Source organism: Streptomyces sp. NPDC037100 (assembly GCF_055606225.1).
On record NZ_JBVJSX010000014.1, the window covers coordinates 44,332 to 59,619 of the forward strand.

The window sequence follows — 15,288 nt, forward strand, 5'->3', positions numbered from 1 at the left end:
CTGTGACCTGATCCGAACGACAGACCCCAGGCCCACGCGGCGAAGCCGCACCTCGTCCCTGTCCCCCGCCCCGAAAAACGAAGGTTGGTTCTGTGCCCCAGGCTTCATCCGTCACGCCGGTTGTCGGGCGGGATCCCGAACTCGCCCGGCTCTCCGGGGTGCTGGAGCGCGCCCGTGCCGGCGACGCGCGGGCCGTGCTCGTGGGCGGGGACGCCGGAGTCGGCAAGACGCGGTTGCTGGACGAGATCGCGGAGCGGGCCGGGGACGCCGGGATGACCGTGGTCACCGGACACTGCGTGGATCTCGGGGACGTCGGGCTGCCCTATCTGCCGTTCACCGAGATCCTGGGAGTGCTCGCCGCCGACGAGCGGTTCTCGGCTGCCCTGGCCGGTCATCCCGTGGTCGAGCGGCTGCTGGGAGCCGGGACCGACCCCGTGCGGGATCTGGACGGGCGGCTGCGGCTGTTCGAAGGGATGGCGGGGCTGCTGGCCGAGGTCGCGGAGGTCGCGCCGCTGCTCCTCGTGCTGGAGGATCTGCACTGGGCGGATCAGTCGTCGCGGGACCTGCTGCGGTTCCTGCTGGGCCGCGGCGTGCTCCGGCACCGGCTGGCGGTGTTCGCCTCGTACCGGGCCGACGACCTGCACCGCAGGCATCCGCTGCGGCCGCTGCTGGCGGAGCTGGTACGACTGCCCGTCGTCGAGCGGCTGGAACTGCGGCCGCTGGCCGATCCCGACGTGGACCGGCTGGTGCGGGCCCTGGAGCCCCGGCCGCTGCCGGACGCCACGGTGCGGCGGATCGTGGAGCGGGCCGAAGGGAACGCCTTCTACGCGGAGGAGTTGCTCGCCGCCACCGACACCGAGTCGGGGGGTGTGCCCAGCGGACTCGCCGATGTGCTGCTGATCCGTTTCGAGCAGCTCTCCGAGATGGCGCAGCAGGTGCTGCGGACCGCCTCCGTCGCCGGGCGCCGGGTGGAGCACGACCTGCTGCGGGAGGCGGCCGGGCTGCCGGAGGCGGACCTGGAGTCGGCGCTGCGTGAGGCGGTGGGGCGGCAGCTGCTCGTGGCCGGCGACGGGGACACGTACTCCTTCCGGCACGCGCTCGCCCGCGAGGCCGTCTACGCCGATCTGCTGCCCGGGGAGCGGGCGAGGCTGCATGGCGCGTTCGCACGGCTGCTGGCCGGGCGCGGGCGGGCCGAGAGCGCCGCCGAGCGCGCCCACCACTACCGGGAGAGTCACGACCTCCCCGAGGCGCTGGCCGCGTCGCTGGAGGCCGCCGATCACGCCCAGCGGGTCGGTGCGCCGGCCGAGGAACAACGGCATCTCGAAGCGGCCCTGGACCTGTGGTCGGCAGTCGGTCCCGGGGCCCGGCCCCCGGGCGTCGAACGGGTGACGCTGACACTGCAGGCGTCGGCAGCGGCCGCGCACGCCGGGGAGCTGCACCGGGCGGTGTCCCTCGCCCGGTCCGCACTGGCCGGACTCGGCCAGGACGCCGAGTCAGAACTCGCCGCGCGGGTCCGCTACACCCTCGCCGGGAACCTGCTGAGCGTGGACAGCCTGAAGGCGGCGTTCGCCTACAGCAGCGAGGCACTGGCGATGATCCCGGAGGAGCCTCCGTCCCCGACGTGGGTGTGGGCGGCCGCCACCCATGTCCTGGCGGCGCGCCACGTCGGGGAGAACGAGACCGCGCTCGAGGTCGCCCGTCGGGCCCTGGGGGTGGCGGAGCGGCTGCGGATGACCGACGCCCAGGCGGACCTGCTGATCTCCCTGGCCGTTTTCGACGGCGAGGGGCGGCGCGGCCCGGAGGGCCGGCAGCGGCTGATCAAAGCCCGGGAGCTGGCCCTGAGTTCGGGCAACGCGCCCGTGGAGCTGCGCGCCCTGTTCAACCTGGCCATGGGCTGTTACGAGTCCGGTGCCCTGGCGGAGTGCGTGCCCTGGCTGACGGAGGGCCTGGACCGGGCCCGGCGCGCCGGGCTGCTGTCGTCGACGTATCCGCTGGAGATGCGCTACCTGCGGCTGTTGGTGCTGAACGTGCTGGGCCGCTGGGACGAGTGTGTGCGCGCGGCGGCGGCCGACGCCGACGTGCTGCCGGCCGCCGGCGGGTACACGATGGGGCCCGCGCTGTACGTGACGCTCGCGCGCGGTGACTTCTCGGCCGCCGACAGGGCGCGTGCCCTGCTGGAGGGGCCGTTCGACTGGATGGCCACCCTCGTCGCCGGCATCGTGCTCACCGACGCGGCGGCGCTGCGCCGGGATCCCGAGGCCGCGGTGCGGTGGATGCGGTCGACGGTCGCGGCCCTCATCGACGAGGCGGGTACCCGCCCGGACGTCACGGTGCGGCTCGCCGCGCTGGCGCTGTCGGCGGTGGCCGACGCGGCGGCCGGGCTGCGGTCGGCCGGTGACGAGGCCGGAGCCCGTCGCTGGACGGACACCGCGGGCGAACTGGTGGAACTGGCGCGGACGATGGCCACCCGCGACGACGGCACGCCCCAGGGTCCCGAGGGGCAGGCGTGGCTGGCCCGGGCCGAGGCCGAGTGGATCAGGGCCGCGTCGGGGCCGGACGCGGCCGCCTGGGCGAGGGTGGTGACGGCGTTCGGCTACGGCGACGTCTACGAGCGGGCGCGGTGCCGGCTGCGGTACGCCGAAGCCCTGGTGGCGGCCGGGCGGCGCGAAGAGGCGGCGTCCGAGGCGCGAGGGGTGCGGGAGACCGCGGACCACCTCGGCGCCACGCCGCTGCGCGAACAGGCGGACGACCTGATCCGTCGCGGCCGGCTGTCGGACAGGCCCGGCAGCGACGACCGGGCCGCCGTCCTCACCGCGCGCGAGCTGGACGTGCTGCGGCTGCTCGCCCTCGGCCGCAGCAACCGGCAGATCGGCGAGGAGCTGTTCATCAGCGGCAAGACCGCGAGCGTCCACGTCTCCAACATCCTCGCCAAGGTGGGCGCGTCGAGCCGCGGCGAGGCCGTGGCGATCGCCTACCGCGAGGGCCTGATCGCCCCGGAACCGACGACGTCCGGCTGACCGCCCGAGCAGCTGAACGACGCGCCCCCTGGGCTGGATGCGCTGTCCGGACAGGTTGGTGACGCGGCTGGCTGGAGTGTGGCCGCCGAGGCCGGTGTGGGGTCGGTGGTAGTTGCCTGCATCGACCAGTACCGTGAGTCTCCTGTGGCCTGACCCGAACGACAGACCCTAGCCGGTCCCGCAGTCGAGGTCCTCGAGGTCCACGGCGTCGGCCATCGCCCGCATCCCCTGGTCGTCGGGGTGCAGATGGTCGCCGCCGTCGAAGGCGGGGCGGATCCGCTCGGGGTCGTCGGGGCTGCGCAGGACGCGGTCGAAGTCGGCGACCCCGTCGAACTCGCCGCTGTCGCGGATGAAGGCGTTGACCTGCCGCCGCACCGCCTCCCCGGCGGGGTCCCACTCCTGCCAGCCCTTGTAGGGGGCGATCGTGGCCCCGACGACGCACTTCCCGGCCTCGTGCGCCCGGTCGATCAGCCTGCGGTACCCGGCGATCAGCCCGGCGCCGGTGGCGCCGGGTTCGGCCTTGATGTCGTTGACGCCCTGGAAGAGGAACACCGTGCGCACGCCCGGCAGCGAGAGCGCGTCGCGCTGCACGCGGTGGAGGGCGCTCTGCCCGGGGCCGTCGAGGAGGACCTTGTTCCCGGCGATGCCCGCGTTGGCCACCCCCTCGACCCCGGTGCCGGTGGACTCGCCCAGGCGACGGGCCAGGAAGTCGGGCCAGCGGCGGTCCCGGTCGGTCGTGGAATGCCAGCCGTCGGTGATGGAGTCGCCGAGGGCGGCCACGGCGCCCGTCCTCTCGCGGGGCCGTACGGTGACGGCGTCGAGATAGAACCAGGAGCCGGTCCGCTGCTTCCAGTGGGCCGCGCCTTCCTCCGCGGCGTGGTCGCCGACGGTCTTGTAGGACGTCTGCATCGCCAGCCAGTGTCCGGTGAGCGCGCCGCCCGCCCGGGGCACGTGCATGCTGACGGCGAGGGTGCGCCCGGCCGGAACGCGGCCGGGCAGCGGGTCGCTGTAGACGATGCCGCCGGCGGGGACGGTGACGGAGCGGGCGCCGTCGAAGGTCAGGCGCCTGTTGCTGCCGGGGACGAGCGCGGCACCGGCCCGTCGCAGGCCCGCGTGGACGTTGGCGAACGTCACCGGCTGGGTGCCGAAGGCGTTGGACAGCCGCACCCTGAGGCCGCTGCCGCCCACGCTGGTGCGCACCATCAGCCGGTAACCGCGGCCGTCCGCCGCCTCGCCGACGTGGCCGGCGGAGGAGGCCCAGGTGACCACACTGGGCCCGGCCGCCCTCGGGGCGCTGGGCGGCGGGCTGGGCCGGCCCCCCTGGGGCACCGTGCCTGTCCCGCAGCCCAGCGCGACGCAGCAGGTGAGGGCGGCCAGGGCGGCTCGGCAGCGGGGACGGGCGGTGCGGGACATCGTCGGCGCTCCTTCGACCGGTCGGGGCGGATGCGGGCGGAGGTCGTCCCGGCTTACCACACCGTACTGGTGCGGCCGGCGGCGCTGTGCAGGCGGCCTCGACAGGCGTGCCGTTCCTTGCCGGTCGGTGAGGAGGGGTGAACCGTGGGCGGGCGAAGCGGCCTTCCGCGTGATCTTGGCGGAGGGAAACGCTCCGGGCGAGGATGCCGGTATGAAGGGTGACCTCTTTTCCAGTGAGCACATGGTGCAGCCGGCCGTGGCGCCGGGCATGTCGATCGAGAACGCCAAGTGCGTCCGGTACACGGTGAACGGCGAGATGCTCGCCCGGCAGGGAGCGATGATCTCCTACCGCGGCAACCTCCAGTTCGAGCGCAAGGGCCAGGGCGTGGGCGGCATGCTCAAGCGCGCGGTCACCGGGGAGGGCCTGCCGCTGATGGCGGTGCGCGGACAGGGTGAGGCCTGGTTCGCGCACGAGGCACAGAACTGTTTCATCGTCGATGTCGAGCCGGGCGACGAGTTCACGGTCAACGGCCGCAACGTCCTGTGTTTCGACGCCACGTTGTCGTACAGCATCGCCACCGTGAAGGGCGCCGGCATCACCGGCGGCGGCCTGTTCAACAGCGTCTTCACCGGGCACGGCAAGCTGGGTCTGGTGTGCGAGGGCAACCCGCTCGTCATCCCGGTCTCGCCGCAGTACCCGGTGTACGTCGACACCGACGCGATCGTCGGCTGGACCGCGGGACTGCAGACCTCGCTGCACCGCTCGCAGTCCATCGGGTCGATGCTGCGCGGCGGCTCCGGCGAGGCGGTGCAACTGGTGCTCCAGGGCGAGGGGTACGTCGTCGTCCGGCCGAGCGAGGCGACGCCGCACAAGGCGGGTCAGCACTGAACGCCTGTCAGGTGATCTGCGCCTCACAGGCAACCCGGTCCGTTCCGCCGACGTCTTGATCGGCAACAGGTGATGCCCTGGCCTTTGTGGCCAGGGCAGGATTCCCCTCCTCTATACACCCCATGTATACACTGCATGTATACATGGGGTGAATACGGACCGAAAGGCATCGATGTACGGCAAGGCATTCGCCCCGGAGTACCAGGGCGCGCTCACCACCCTGTCCGTCAACTCCTCGCTGACCGACGTCCTGGCCGCAGGCACCGAGCAGTTGAGGGCAGCTGAGCGCGCCGGACAGCCCGGGGAGGCGGCGCGCTCCGGACTCGCGGTGGCCGAGGCGCACCGTCGGCTGGGCCGGGTCGAGGACGCGGACCGGGCCTGGAAGGCGAGCTACCGCGCGGCCCGGCAGGCAGGGGACCTCGGGGCGATGGCCTGGGCGCTGTGGAGCGGCGGCACGCTGGCCCGGCAGCGCGGCGCGCTCCCGCTGGCCCGCAGGCTGCTCCAGTTGGCGGCCGACCTGGGCGAACGCGGCGGGGACATCGTCGTCCGCGGTTACTCGCTGGCCGGGCTGGCCGAGACCGGCCGCATCCAGGGCGACTACGAGGCCGTCGGCAGACTGCACGAGCAGTTGCTCGCCGAGGCCCGGCGCCGCGGGGAGGCGCGGCACACGGTGTGGGCGCTGGAGGGCATCGCGCAGATGCACCGCAACACCGGCCGCTACGACTCGGCGTACGCGCTGTTCGAGGAGGCCGCCGAGATCGCCGCTCGTGCCGACGACCGCCGCGGCCACGCCTGGGCGCTGCGCGGGCTGGCCGACGTGGTGTCGGTGCGCGACCAGGACACCGAGCGGGCCCTGGAGCTGCTGACCGAGGCGGAGACGACGTGCCGCGCGATGCGGCTGTCCAGCGCGCTCGCCTACAACCACAAGATGCGCGGCAACGTCCTGTACCGGGCGGGGCGTTACGAGCAGGCGCGCGAGCTGTACGAGCAGGCGCTCGCGGAATTCCGCGAGATGAGCGAGCCACGCGGGGAGGCACTGTCGCGGCTGGGACTCGCCAAGTCCCTGGCCCGCCTGGGCCGCGACCGTGACGAGACCGCGGCCGAACTGGCCGACCTCGCCGGCCTGCTGGAGCGCATCGGCCTGCAGCACGCCCGCCGGATGGTGGCCCGGGCCCACGAGGAACTCGGCATACCGTCGGCCGGGCAGGCGACGGGGGCGGCCCTGTGACGGCGCTGCCGACGTCGGTGGAGACAGCTCGAAGGAAAGCCACGAAGGCACCGACACCGGTCACCCAGGCTCCACCGTCCCGGGAAGCCGGACAAGCGCCACACGAAGGCAGAACCACACCCGCCACCCACGCTCCGCCGTCCCCGGACGCCGGACAAGCGCCACACGAAGGCAGAACCACACCCGCCACCCACGCTCCGCCGTCCCCGGACGCCGGACAAGCGGCGCACCAGGGCACGGCGGCGCCGGCCCCGGCCCTCGCGCGGCCGTCACGGCAGGGCACGGCAACCGAGGCACCCTCCCCCGCACGGACAGCACGACGGGGCGAGCCGCACGATCGCGCGGCCGGCGCCGGTGACATCCCCGCGGTTCTCGACCGCTGCCGCGCCCTGGTCCGGCCCGCCCTGGAAGAAGCCGTGGGACGGCTGCACCCCTGGGTGGGCGAGATGGCCGCGTACTCCTTCGGCTGGTGCGAGGTCGGCGGTGCTCCGGTCGTGGCCTCCGGCGGCAAGGGCGTGCGGCAGGCGCTCGCGGTGCTCGGCGCCGAAGCGGCCGGTGCGCCGGGCCGGGCCGGGGTGGCCGCGGCTGTCGCGGTCGAACTGGTGCACACCTTCTCCCTGCTGCACGACGACATCATGGACGGCGACGCCGACCGGCGACGCCGACCGACCGTGTGGAGGGCCTACGGCACGGGGCCCGCGGTGCTGGCGGGCGACGCCCTGTTCGCCCTGGCCGTCGAGACGCTGGCCGCGCAGCCCGGTGGCGCGGCGGGCGTGCGCACGCTGTCCGTGGCACTGGGTGACCTGGTGCGCGGACAGGCGGACGACCTGCTGTTCGCCGGCCGCCCGTGGACCGGCCCGGAGCGGGTGCGGCCCGACGAATACCGGGCGATGGCGGAGCACAAGACGGGCGCGCTGCTGGGCTGCGCGGCGGCGCTCGGCGCCGTGCTGGGCGGTGCCCGCCCCGAGACGGCCGCCGCGCTCGACCGGGCGGGCCGGCACCTGGGGGTCGCGTTCCAGATCGTCGACGACGTGCTGGGCATCTGGGGTGACCCCGGCGTCACCGGTAAGCCGGTCCACGGTGATCTGCGCGAGCGGAAGAAGACGTTCCCGGTGCTGGTGGCGCTCGGCTCCCCGATGGCCGGCCGGATCGCCGCGCTCCTCGAGTCGGGTGCGGCGACCGACACGACGGCCGCGCTCATCGAGGAGGCGGGCGGCCGTGCCGCGGCCGTGGCGGAGGCCCGCCGGCACCTCACCGCCGTCGAGACCTCACTCGCCGGAGCTCCGTTGGCGGCGGAGGCCGTCGGGGACCTGCGGTCGCTGCTGGAGTACCTGGTGCGGCGCGACGTCTGAGCCGCCGGGCTCGGGTGCGTCCGTGACACAGGGCATGCCCGCACTGCTTTGACCTCGGCCCCCTGAGCGCGTCAGGGTTCGATACGGCGCGCTCCGCGACCCCGCGCCGGAAGGACAACTGCCATGATCGGCATGCCGGAGATCGAAGCCGCGGCCGGGCGAATCGCCGGGCACGTCGTGCGCACCCCGACCGTGGACAGCCCGGGGCTGTCGGCGCTGCTCGGTGCACCGGTCACCGTGAAACTCGAACTGCTGCAGCGCACCGGCTCGTTCAAGGCACGCGGAGCGGCGGCGAAGCTGCTGTCGCTGGGCGAGGCCGAGCGGGCCGCCGGGGTCGTGGCGGTCAGCGGCGGCAACCACGGGATCGCCGTCGCGGTCATGGCCGCGGCCCTCGATGTGAAGGCCACGGTGGTGATGCCCCGCTCGGCACCCGCCCGTGCCGTGGAGATCGCGGAGGAAGCCGGCGCGTCGGTGCGGCTGACCGACGACATGGACGGCGCGTTCGCGCTCATGACGCGGCTTCAGCAGGAGGGCATGACCCTGGTGCATCCCTTCGACGACCCCGCGGTCATCGCGGGACAGGGCACGGTCGGGCTGGAGTTCGCCGCCGACGCCGGCGAACTCACCGACGTGCTCGTGAGCATCGGGGGCGGCGGCCTGATCGCCGGTGTCGCCGCCGCGCTGCGGGCGTGCCGGCCCGGCGTGCGGGTGTGGGGCGTGGAGACCGAGGGCGCCCAGGCCATGTCCGAGGCGCTGACGTCGGGCGGCCCGCGGCCGGTCGCCCTGTCGTCGATCGTCTCCACCCTCAGCGCCCCCTCCGTGTCGCAGCTGACGTACGACCATGTCTCCGCCCTGGTCACCGAGGTCCTCGTGGTCCCGGACCGGGAGGCCGTGCAGGGCGTGCTGGACCTGGCCGACCACGCCAAGGTGTGGGCCGAACCGGCAGCCGGCTGCCTGCTGCCCGCGGCCCGGCAGGTTCTGGAACGGGTCGGTGACGGGGCGCGGCTCGGTCTGGTGGTGTGCGGGGGCAACGCGACGACGGACGACGTGTTCGCATGGTCGCGTCGCTTCGGGCTGCGCTGACGTTCCGGCCCATCCCGGGAATCCGTCGCGAAATTGATCGGAGGGGCTCCGAGTTCGGACGTTGTACGCCTCCGCATTTACCGCCGGTTACCACCAGGCCTGACCGAATTCGCGAATCAACGGTGCGCGGCGGTCGAATTCCTCGCGCCCGCCGCGCCCCGGGGCTGCCGAGGTGAGCCGCGTCCGGGGCCGCGAAAGACCTTCGTTCTTCGCACACTTGATCCCACCTTTTGAACAAAAGACAGGAACGGAGACGGAGTTGCGATCGCTTTGAACGCAGGCCGCCTCGCCCCCCGTACTTCTGGAAAAGGTGAGAGCCAGGTTTCCAGCGAGGGATGGCCATGGGCAGGGCGCACGTCTCCACACACCAGTTGGTCGCCGGCCGGTACCGGCTGCTCGAGATCATTCATCGCGAGACCAACCGCATCTGCTGGTACGCCGAGGACACCGGGGCCGGCGAGATCTCCCGCCCGTGCCTCGTGACCCAGATCGGGCTTCCGGAGGACCCGAGCGGGGCCGAGCGCCGGGCCGCCGCCCGTCTGTTGCGCACGACCGAGAACATGGCGCTGCTGTGTCCCGGCCGGATCGCCGCCGTCGTCGCCGCGGTCGAGGAGGCCGGCGCCCTGTGGACGGTCAACGAATGGATCGACGGCACCCCCCTCGGTGAACTCCTCTCCGAGCAGGGCACGTTCAACTACGTGCGGGCGGCGCGGATCGGCCTGGGGCTGCTCGACGTACTGGACGCCGCGCACGCCGAGGGCATCACGCACGGCGAACTCAGCCCCGGCCAGGTGTTCGTGCGGGAGGATCACTCGGTCGTCGTCACCGGCTTCGGCCTGGCGGGCGCGACCCTCGCGCCCCGGCTGACGGCACCGGCGTTCGCCTCCCCGGAGCAGGCCCGCGACCAGCGCATCGGCCCCGCGGCCGATCTGTGGGCGCTGGGCGCGATCCTGTACACGACGGTCGAGGGGCGCCCGCCCTTCCGGGACCGGGGGCGCCCGGAGAACACGCTGAAGGGCGTGGACCGGCTGCCGCTGCGCACGCCGGTGCGCGCCGGGCCGCTCACCCAGGTCGTGCAGGGGCTGCTCCGCAAGGACTCACGAGAGCGGCTGACCCGCCCGGTGGTGCGTGAGGCGCTGACCCGCGCCCTCAGCGAGCACCCCGATGCCGCCCTGGCCGCGGCGGCACCGGCCCCGCGGCTGCGCGGGGCCTACGCCGCGGTGCGGACGGGCAACCCGGCGTGGAGCAGACGCACCATGGTGGCGGGAACGGCCCTGGCCGTCGTCACCGTGGCGGTCGCCGTGCTCGCGGCGACCCAGGGGCTGCCCGGCACGGACGGCGGCAGCGAAGCGGCCGAATCGCCGGCCCGGCCGCCGGCTTCCGCCGCCACTCCGGGCGAGGGCACCGGTGGTGGCAGTGCCGAACCGTCCGGGGCGCCCAGCCCGCCCGAGTCCCCCTCCCCCACCCCCACCCCGTCCTCCCCGCCGCCGAAGCCCACCCCCACACGCGCACCCTCCTCCCCGGCCGGGGCGCTGCCGCCCGGGTTCCAGCGCTACCGGGCGGCGGAGGGCTTCTCCGTCGCGCTCCCCGAGGGTTTCGAACGGCTGGACACCGACCGTGACGGCGATGCGTACCGGGTCGTCTTCGGCGCCGAGGACGACGACCGCACGCTGGCCGTCACCTACAGCGACCAGGCGGGCCCGGACCCCGTGGTCGTATGGCGGGACGACGTCGAACCCAACCTCAAACAGGCGGACGGCTACGACCGGATCGGCGCGATCCGCGCGACGACGTACCAGGGCCGCAAGGCCGCCGACATGGAGTGGACGGCGTACGTCGACGGCACCCGGGTGCACACCTACGGCCGGGGCTTCCTGCTCGGTGGAGGCCGGAGCTTCTCGCTGCGCTGGACCACACCGGACGCCGACTGGGACGAAGCCGCCAACCAGGAGGCGTTGCGCACCTTCTTCAAGACCTTCCGGCCGGGCTCAGCCTGACCGGCGCGGGGCGCGCAGGGCGGTGAGGGGGCCGCCGTGCAGCGGAGGGGTGCGCCAGTGCGCGGTGAGCGTTCCCTCCGCGAGGGAGCAGGTCAGCGCCAGACGGTGCGGGGTCTCCACGAACAGCACGTCCACGGCCAGCGTGTCGCCATCGGTCCAGCCGCCGCTCACCGCGGTCGGGACGGGCTCCTCGGCTACCGTCCAGCCCTCTCGCGCGATACGCAGGTCGATCCGGTCCGGACGGTCCGGCCGGTCCCCCTCTCCGGTGAGGGTGAGCGTCCAGCCGTCGGTGTCCCGGGTGAGCCCGGCCGAGCGGACCGGTCCGGCCGCTTCGGAGGACGTGAACACGGCGACCGCCCAGTCCCGCTCCCGGTCAGGGGGTACGGGACGGCCCGGGGCGGGCGGCAGCGCGAGCCGGCCGAGGCGCTCCAGCAGTTCCGCGTCGGCGGCCTCGCGGCCGGTGAGCGGCTCGGGGCCGAAGGCGGGCAGCAGATGCTTCCAGACCAGGTTCAGGTACTCCTGCATCCGCTCGGTCGCCGTGGTCGCCGCGATCACCGCGTCGTGCTCCGGCAGCACCAGGCAGAACTGGCCGAACGCGCCGTCGCCCCGGTAGCCGTGCCGGGACGTCCAGAACTGGTAGCCGTAGCCCCGGTCCCAGTCCTGCCGGTCCACATCGCCCATGGCGCCGGCGGTCGGTGTGCGGGGGTACGAGGCCCGGGCCGCCCATCCCTCGGGCAGCAGCCGCTCGCCCTCCCACAACCCGTCGCGCAGATACAGCTGTCCGAGCCGGGCCACCGCGTCGGTGGTGGCGTGCAGACCGCTGAAGCCGAGCTCGCGGCCGGTGCGGTCCCGCAGCCAGGCCACCTCGCCGATGCCCAGCGGAGCCAGCAGCCGCGGCCGCAGGTACGCGGTGAGCGACTGCCCGGTCACCCGCTGGACGATCGCGGCGAGCGTGTAGGTGGCGGGCTGGTTGTAGGCGAAGACGGTGCCCGGGTCGGCGTCCGGGGGCAGCAGCAGGAATTGCCGGACGGGCTCGGAGACGTTCCGCCCGAAGGCCTCGTCGACGGTGTCGCGCCGGTGGCCGCTCGCCATGGACGCCACGTGCCGTACGAGCATGGCACGGCTGCGCGGGTCGGTGATGTCGGCCTCGAACTCCGGGAAGTACGAGGTCACGGGCGCTTCGAAGTCGAGCAGCCCCTCGGCCTCGGCCAGGGCTGCGGCGGTCGCGGTGAAGCTCTTGCTGAGCGAGTACAGCAGCTGGCGGCGTTCGGCGGTGAACGGTGCCCACCAGCCGGCGGCGACCAGCTGCCCGTGCCGCATGATCATCAGGCTGTGCGGCTCGATGTCGGGCGCCGCTTCGAGGGCGTCGAGGAAGGCGTGCACGCCGGAGACGTCGACGCCTTGTGCGGCGGGGCCGGAGGAGAGCAGGGCGGAGGCGCTCATGCATGAATCCTGCACCCGTCGGCGACCTTGATCGAGCCGTTTTCAAGTCCTCCGACAGGGGACTCGCCGGTTATGGTGCAAATCGGATACACGATGATGACCGAACAGGCCGGCCCCCGAGAGCTCGTCGACCACGTGGTGCGGGCCGAGGAGGCGGGTTTCGACTTCTCGGTGACCTCCGACCACTACTTCCCGTGGCTGCGCTCGCAGGGTCATTCGCCGTACGCGTGGGCCGTGCTCGGCGCCGCCGCCCAGGCCACGTCACGCATCCCGCTGATGACGTATGTGACGTGCCCGACGTTCCGCTACCACCCGGCGGTCGTGGCGCAGAAGGCGGCGACCCTCCAACTGCTGTCCGAGGGCCGCTTCCGGCTCGGGCTGGGCTCGGGCGAGAACCTCAACGAGCACGTGGTGGGCGGCGGCTGGCCGTCCGTCGATGTGCGGCACGAGATGTTCGAGGAGGCCGTGGAGATCATCCGCGCCCTCTTCGAAGGCGGCCACGTCAACCGTCGCGGCACGCACTTCGACGTGGAATCGGCCCGGCTGTGGGACCTGCCGGACCAGGCGCCGCCCATCGGTATCGCCGTCTCCGGCGAGCGGTCCTGTGAACTCGCGGGCCGGCTGGGCGACCTGGTGATCGCCACGGAGCCCAAGGCCGGGCTGCTGGAGGCGTTCGACCGGCATGGCGGTCAGGGCAAGCCCCGCGTCGGCCAGCTGCCCGTCTGCTACGACCCGGACCGGGACACGGCCGTCAAGCGGGCCCACTCCCAGTTCCGCTGGTTCGGCAGCGGCTGGAAGGTCAACTCGGAGCTTCCGCACCCGGATTCCTTCGAGGCGGCGACCCAGTTCGTCACGGAGGACGACGTGGCCGAGTCCATCCCGTGCGGTGACGACCCGGACGCCTTCGTCGAGGCCGTCCGCCCGTACGCCGAGGCCGGGTTCACCGAGGTCGCCCTGGTCCAGATCGGCGGTGAGTCGCAGCCGGCGTATCTGGACTGGTCGGAGAAGACCCTGCTGCCCGCGCTGCGGAACGCGTTCGGCTGAAGCCCTCGGCCAGCGCCTCCACCACCTGCTCGACCAGTTGAGCCCTCCGCCCCGGGGGGCTCTTCTTCACGAGCGCGCTGATCCGCTGGGCCTCCCCGGTCGTGGGCAGGAACCCCGCCAGCAGCAGGGGCAGCAGCAGGCGCCGGACGAGCACTTCGCTGTCCGAGCTGCCCTGCGGTCTGCGCACCACCGAGACGTTGACCCGGATCGCGTGTTCGTTCCCGGGCGGGACGCCCGGCCGGTCCGTCTCGATCGCGGCGTAGCGGTAGCCGTGCGCCCGGTCGCAGGCCGGGCAGCCGGCCGGGCCGCGGGTCAGCCGGTCGCCGCAGTCGGGGCACCGGAGCCGGTCGAGAGCGGCGTCCACCAACCGCCAGTCGTGCCGGTCGGGTCCGGCGGCGACCATCTCGGCCAGGGTCCGCTCCTGGTCGCCGCCCGCCATGGTGTCCCACTGCCGCAGGAACGCGGCCCACTCCCCCTCGACGATGCCGTCCACCAGGTCACGGCAGACGGCACAGGCGGGGGCGCCGCCGTAGGCGTACCCGCCGCACTCCGCACAGCGGCGCAGCGCCTCGTCCTGGCCTGTTCGCACCATGCCGGGCATCCTCGTGCACCCGCGCCCGGGGGCGACAACGGTTTTCGGACGGGCCGTGCGGGCGGTGAACGGCGAGGTCGGAGGGTGCCGCTAGGCTTCCGTCCGCACCTTGCGCCATCCGATCCGCCTTGCTCAGGAGAGTCGTCCGTGACCGTAGCCATGACCCCGCCCGAGACGTCCCCCGCCGCCCCGGCGCCCGTGTCCGACCTGGTCACGCGGGACGCGCGGGAGTTCGGGGCGTACGCCCGGACCGGAGGGTGGGCCTTCGGGCTGAAGGTGGCGCGCAGCGTGCGGCCCGGCGGGCAGGGCGCGGACGAGACGCCGAAGGTGTCCGCGAAGGAGTTCGCGGAGCTCGCCGGCTGCTCCGCGGAGCGGGTCATGCGCTACTACAAGGCGTGGGACCGGGCGGCGGACGACGGGATGGTCCCGCAGTTCGAGGCGCTGACGCCGGGTCAGGAGGTGGACCTGCCGGACGCCGACGTGTGGCTGAGCTACTACGTCTCCCGCAACAGCGCCACGTCCGAGCGCGGCACCGCCATCTCCGAGGCCGCCGAGGCGGAGGGCATCCGGCCCACGAAGGCCCTGGAGGTCGCGGAGAACCCCACCGCCCTGCGGGCCGCGATCCTCGCCGACCCCTCCACCGCCCGCGCGGCCCGCCAGGCCCTGCTGGACCGGGTTCGTGAGGACCCCGATCTCCAGTCGGAGCTGGCTCGCGACGTCGTGCGCACCGACGAGCTGAAGAAGGCCGTCGCCGGGGAGAGCAGGGCGGCCGACCGGATCGGATACGTGCGTCAGATCGCCGAGTCGGGGCAGATCAAGACGCCCGCCGGGCAGACCGTCGACGCGCCCTCCGTCCTTCGTCAGGAGGCCGAGCGCCACCTGTCGCTCATCGACGAGCTGGACGAGGGCGAGGACGCCGGCGAGTGGGCCGCCGAGGCGTACGACACCATGAAGTCCCTCGTGGTCGAGGCCGTGGAAGCGGACCCGGGGCTGCGGGTGCAGGAGCGGCGCACGAAGTTCTACAGCAGCCTGCAGAAGGCCACGAAGGTGTTCGAGGAGCTGACCTTCGACGACGCCGGGGAGTTCTACGAGGACGACATGGTGCAGCGCCTGGAGGAGCTGCAGCGGGCGGTCGCCGTCTGCATCGAGTCGCTGCGCGGTGCCCGCGGGAATCACCCGGTCGGCTGAGCATTTCAGCGGAATCCGGGGTACTAGAGGGCTCTACGTCGG

The 15,288-nt window shown here is 73.6% G+C and carries 11 protein-coding genes; 8 read left to right on the top strand and 3 right to left on the bottom strand.

Features of this window, described 5'->3' with window-relative positions:
- The first annotated feature begins 92 nt into the window (after positions 1-92).
- On the top strand, positions 93-3,017 hold the full coding sequence (locus ACZ7EG_RS34605; RefSeq protein WP_471087934.1) for a helix-turn-helix transcriptional regulator: 2,925 nt from the start codon (positions 93-95) through the stop codon (positions 3,015-3,017).
- 168 nt (positions 3,018-3,185) lie between these two features.
- Here the strand turns inward: ACZ7EG_RS34605 and ACZ7EG_RS34610 are convergent, their stop codons facing one another.
- On the bottom strand, positions 3,186-4,430 hold the full coding sequence (locus ACZ7EG_RS34610; RefSeq protein WP_471087937.1) for an SGNH/GDSL hydrolase family protein: 1,245 nt from the start codon (positions 4,428-4,430) through the stop codon (positions 3,186-3,188).
- A 211-nt stretch (positions 4,431-4,641) separates the two neighbouring features.
- On the opposite strand from ACZ7EG_RS34610, the gene ACZ7EG_RS34615 reads away from it, so the two are divergent.
- From ACZ7EG_RS34615 to ACZ7EG_RS34635, 5 genes are all read left to right on the top strand, one after another.
- The gene (locus ACZ7EG_RS34615) at positions 4,642-5,319 is read left to right on the top strand and encodes an AIM24 family protein (RefSeq protein WP_471087940.1); all 678 of its coding nucleotides are present in this window, start codon (positions 4,642-4,644) and stop codon (positions 5,317-5,319) included.
- 172 nt (positions 5,320-5,491) lie between these two features.
- Positions 5,492-6,547: a tetratricopeptide repeat protein gene (locus tag ACZ7EG_RS34620; RefSeq protein ID WP_471087943.1), complete on the top strand. Its 1,056-nt coding sequence runs from the start codon at positions 5,492-5,494 to the stop codon at positions 6,545-6,547.
- A gap of 416 nt (positions 6,548-6,963) precedes the next feature.
- Positions 6,964-7,899 carry a polyprenyl synthetase family protein gene (locus ACZ7EG_RS34625; protein ID WP_471087946.1) on the top strand — a complete coding sequence of 312 codons (936 nt, stop codon included), beginning with the start codon at positions 6,964-6,966 and terminating at the stop codon, positions 7,897-7,899.
- 123 nt (positions 7,900-8,022) lie between these two features.
- Positions 8,023-8,982, top strand: coding sequence for a threonine/serine dehydratase (locus ACZ7EG_RS34630; RefSeq protein ID WP_471087948.1), 960 nt, complete (start codon positions 8,023-8,025; stop codon positions 8,980-8,982).
- A gap of 341 nt (positions 8,983-9,323) precedes the next feature.
- Positions 9,324-10,979, top strand: coding sequence for a serine/threonine protein kinase (locus ACZ7EG_RS34635; RefSeq protein WP_471087950.1), 1,656 nt, complete (start codon positions 9,324-9,326; stop codon positions 10,977-10,979).
- Here ACZ7EG_RS34635 and ACZ7EG_RS34640 read toward each other — a convergent pair.
- Positions 10,971-12,422, bottom strand: coding sequence for a serine hydrolase domain-containing protein (locus ACZ7EG_RS34640; protein ID WP_471087952.1), 1,452 nt, complete (start codon positions 12,420-12,422; stop codon positions 10,971-10,973). The two genes, ACZ7EG_RS34635 and ACZ7EG_RS34640, sit on opposite strands and share 9 nt — an antisense overlap.
- 72 nt (positions 12,423-12,494) lie before the next feature.
- On the opposite strand from ACZ7EG_RS34640, the gene ACZ7EG_RS34645 reads away from it, so the two are divergent.
- Complete coding sequence (locus ACZ7EG_RS34645; protein ID WP_471087954.1) at positions 12,495-13,466, top strand: LLM class F420-dependent oxidoreductase; 972 nt, start codon at positions 12,495-12,497, stop codon at positions 13,464-13,466.
- Here ACZ7EG_RS34645 and ACZ7EG_RS34650 read toward each other — a convergent pair.
- Complete coding sequence (locus ACZ7EG_RS34650) at positions 13,363-14,058, bottom strand: hypothetical protein (protein WP_471087956.1); 696 nt, start codon at positions 14,056-14,058, stop codon at positions 13,363-13,365. The two genes, ACZ7EG_RS34645 and ACZ7EG_RS34650, sit on opposite strands and share 104 nt — an antisense overlap.
- Before the next feature lie 159 nt (positions 14,059-14,217).
- On the opposite strand from ACZ7EG_RS34650, the gene ACZ7EG_RS34655 reads away from it, so the two are divergent.
- On the top strand, positions 14,218-15,246 hold the full coding sequence (locus ACZ7EG_RS34655; RefSeq protein ID WP_471088164.1) for a hypothetical protein: 1,029 nt from the start codon (positions 14,218-14,220) through the stop codon (positions 15,244-15,246).
- The last annotated feature ends 42 nt before the right edge of the window (positions 15,247-15,288 follow it).

What these genes read in the sequence shown, in the direction of transcription:
- ACZ7EG_RS34645 (WP_471087954.1), top strand. Translation starts at nt 12,495, where the DNA reads ATGGTGCAAATCGGATACACGATGATGACCGAACAGGCCGGCCCCCGA.
- ACZ7EG_RS34610 (WP_471087937.1), bottom strand. Translation starts at nt 4,430, where the DNA reads ATGTCCCGCACCGCCCGTCCCCGCTGCCGAGCCGCCCTGGCCGCCCTC.
- ACZ7EG_RS34615 (WP_471087940.1), top strand. Translation starts at nt 4,642, where the DNA reads ATGAAGGGTGACCTCTTTTCCAGTGAGCACATGGTGCAGCCGGCCGTG.
- ACZ7EG_RS34650 (WP_471087956.1), bottom strand. Translation starts at nt 14,058, where the DNA reads ATGGTGCGAACAGGCCAGGACGAGGCGCTGCGCCGCTGTGCGGAGTGC.
- ACZ7EG_RS34655 (WP_471088164.1), top strand. Translation starts at nt 14,218, where the DNA reads ATGACCCCGCCCGAGACGTCCCCCGCCGCCCCGGCGCCCGTGTCCGAC.
- ACZ7EG_RS34635 (WP_471087950.1), top strand. Translation starts at nt 9,324, where the DNA reads ATGGGCAGGGCGCACGTCTCCACACACCAGTTGGTCGCCGGCCGGTAC.
- ACZ7EG_RS34630 (WP_471087948.1), top strand. Translation starts at nt 8,023, where the DNA reads ATGATCGGCATGCCGGAGATCGAAGCCGCGGCCGGGCGAATCGCCGGG.
- ACZ7EG_RS34620 (WP_471087943.1), top strand. Translation starts at nt 5,492, where the DNA reads ATGTACGGCAAGGCATTCGCCCCGGAGTACCAGGGCGCGCTCACCACC.
- ACZ7EG_RS34640 (WP_471087952.1), bottom strand. Translation starts at nt 12,422, where the DNA reads ATGAGCGCCTCCGCCCTGCTCTCCTCCGGCCCCGCCGCACAAGGCGTC.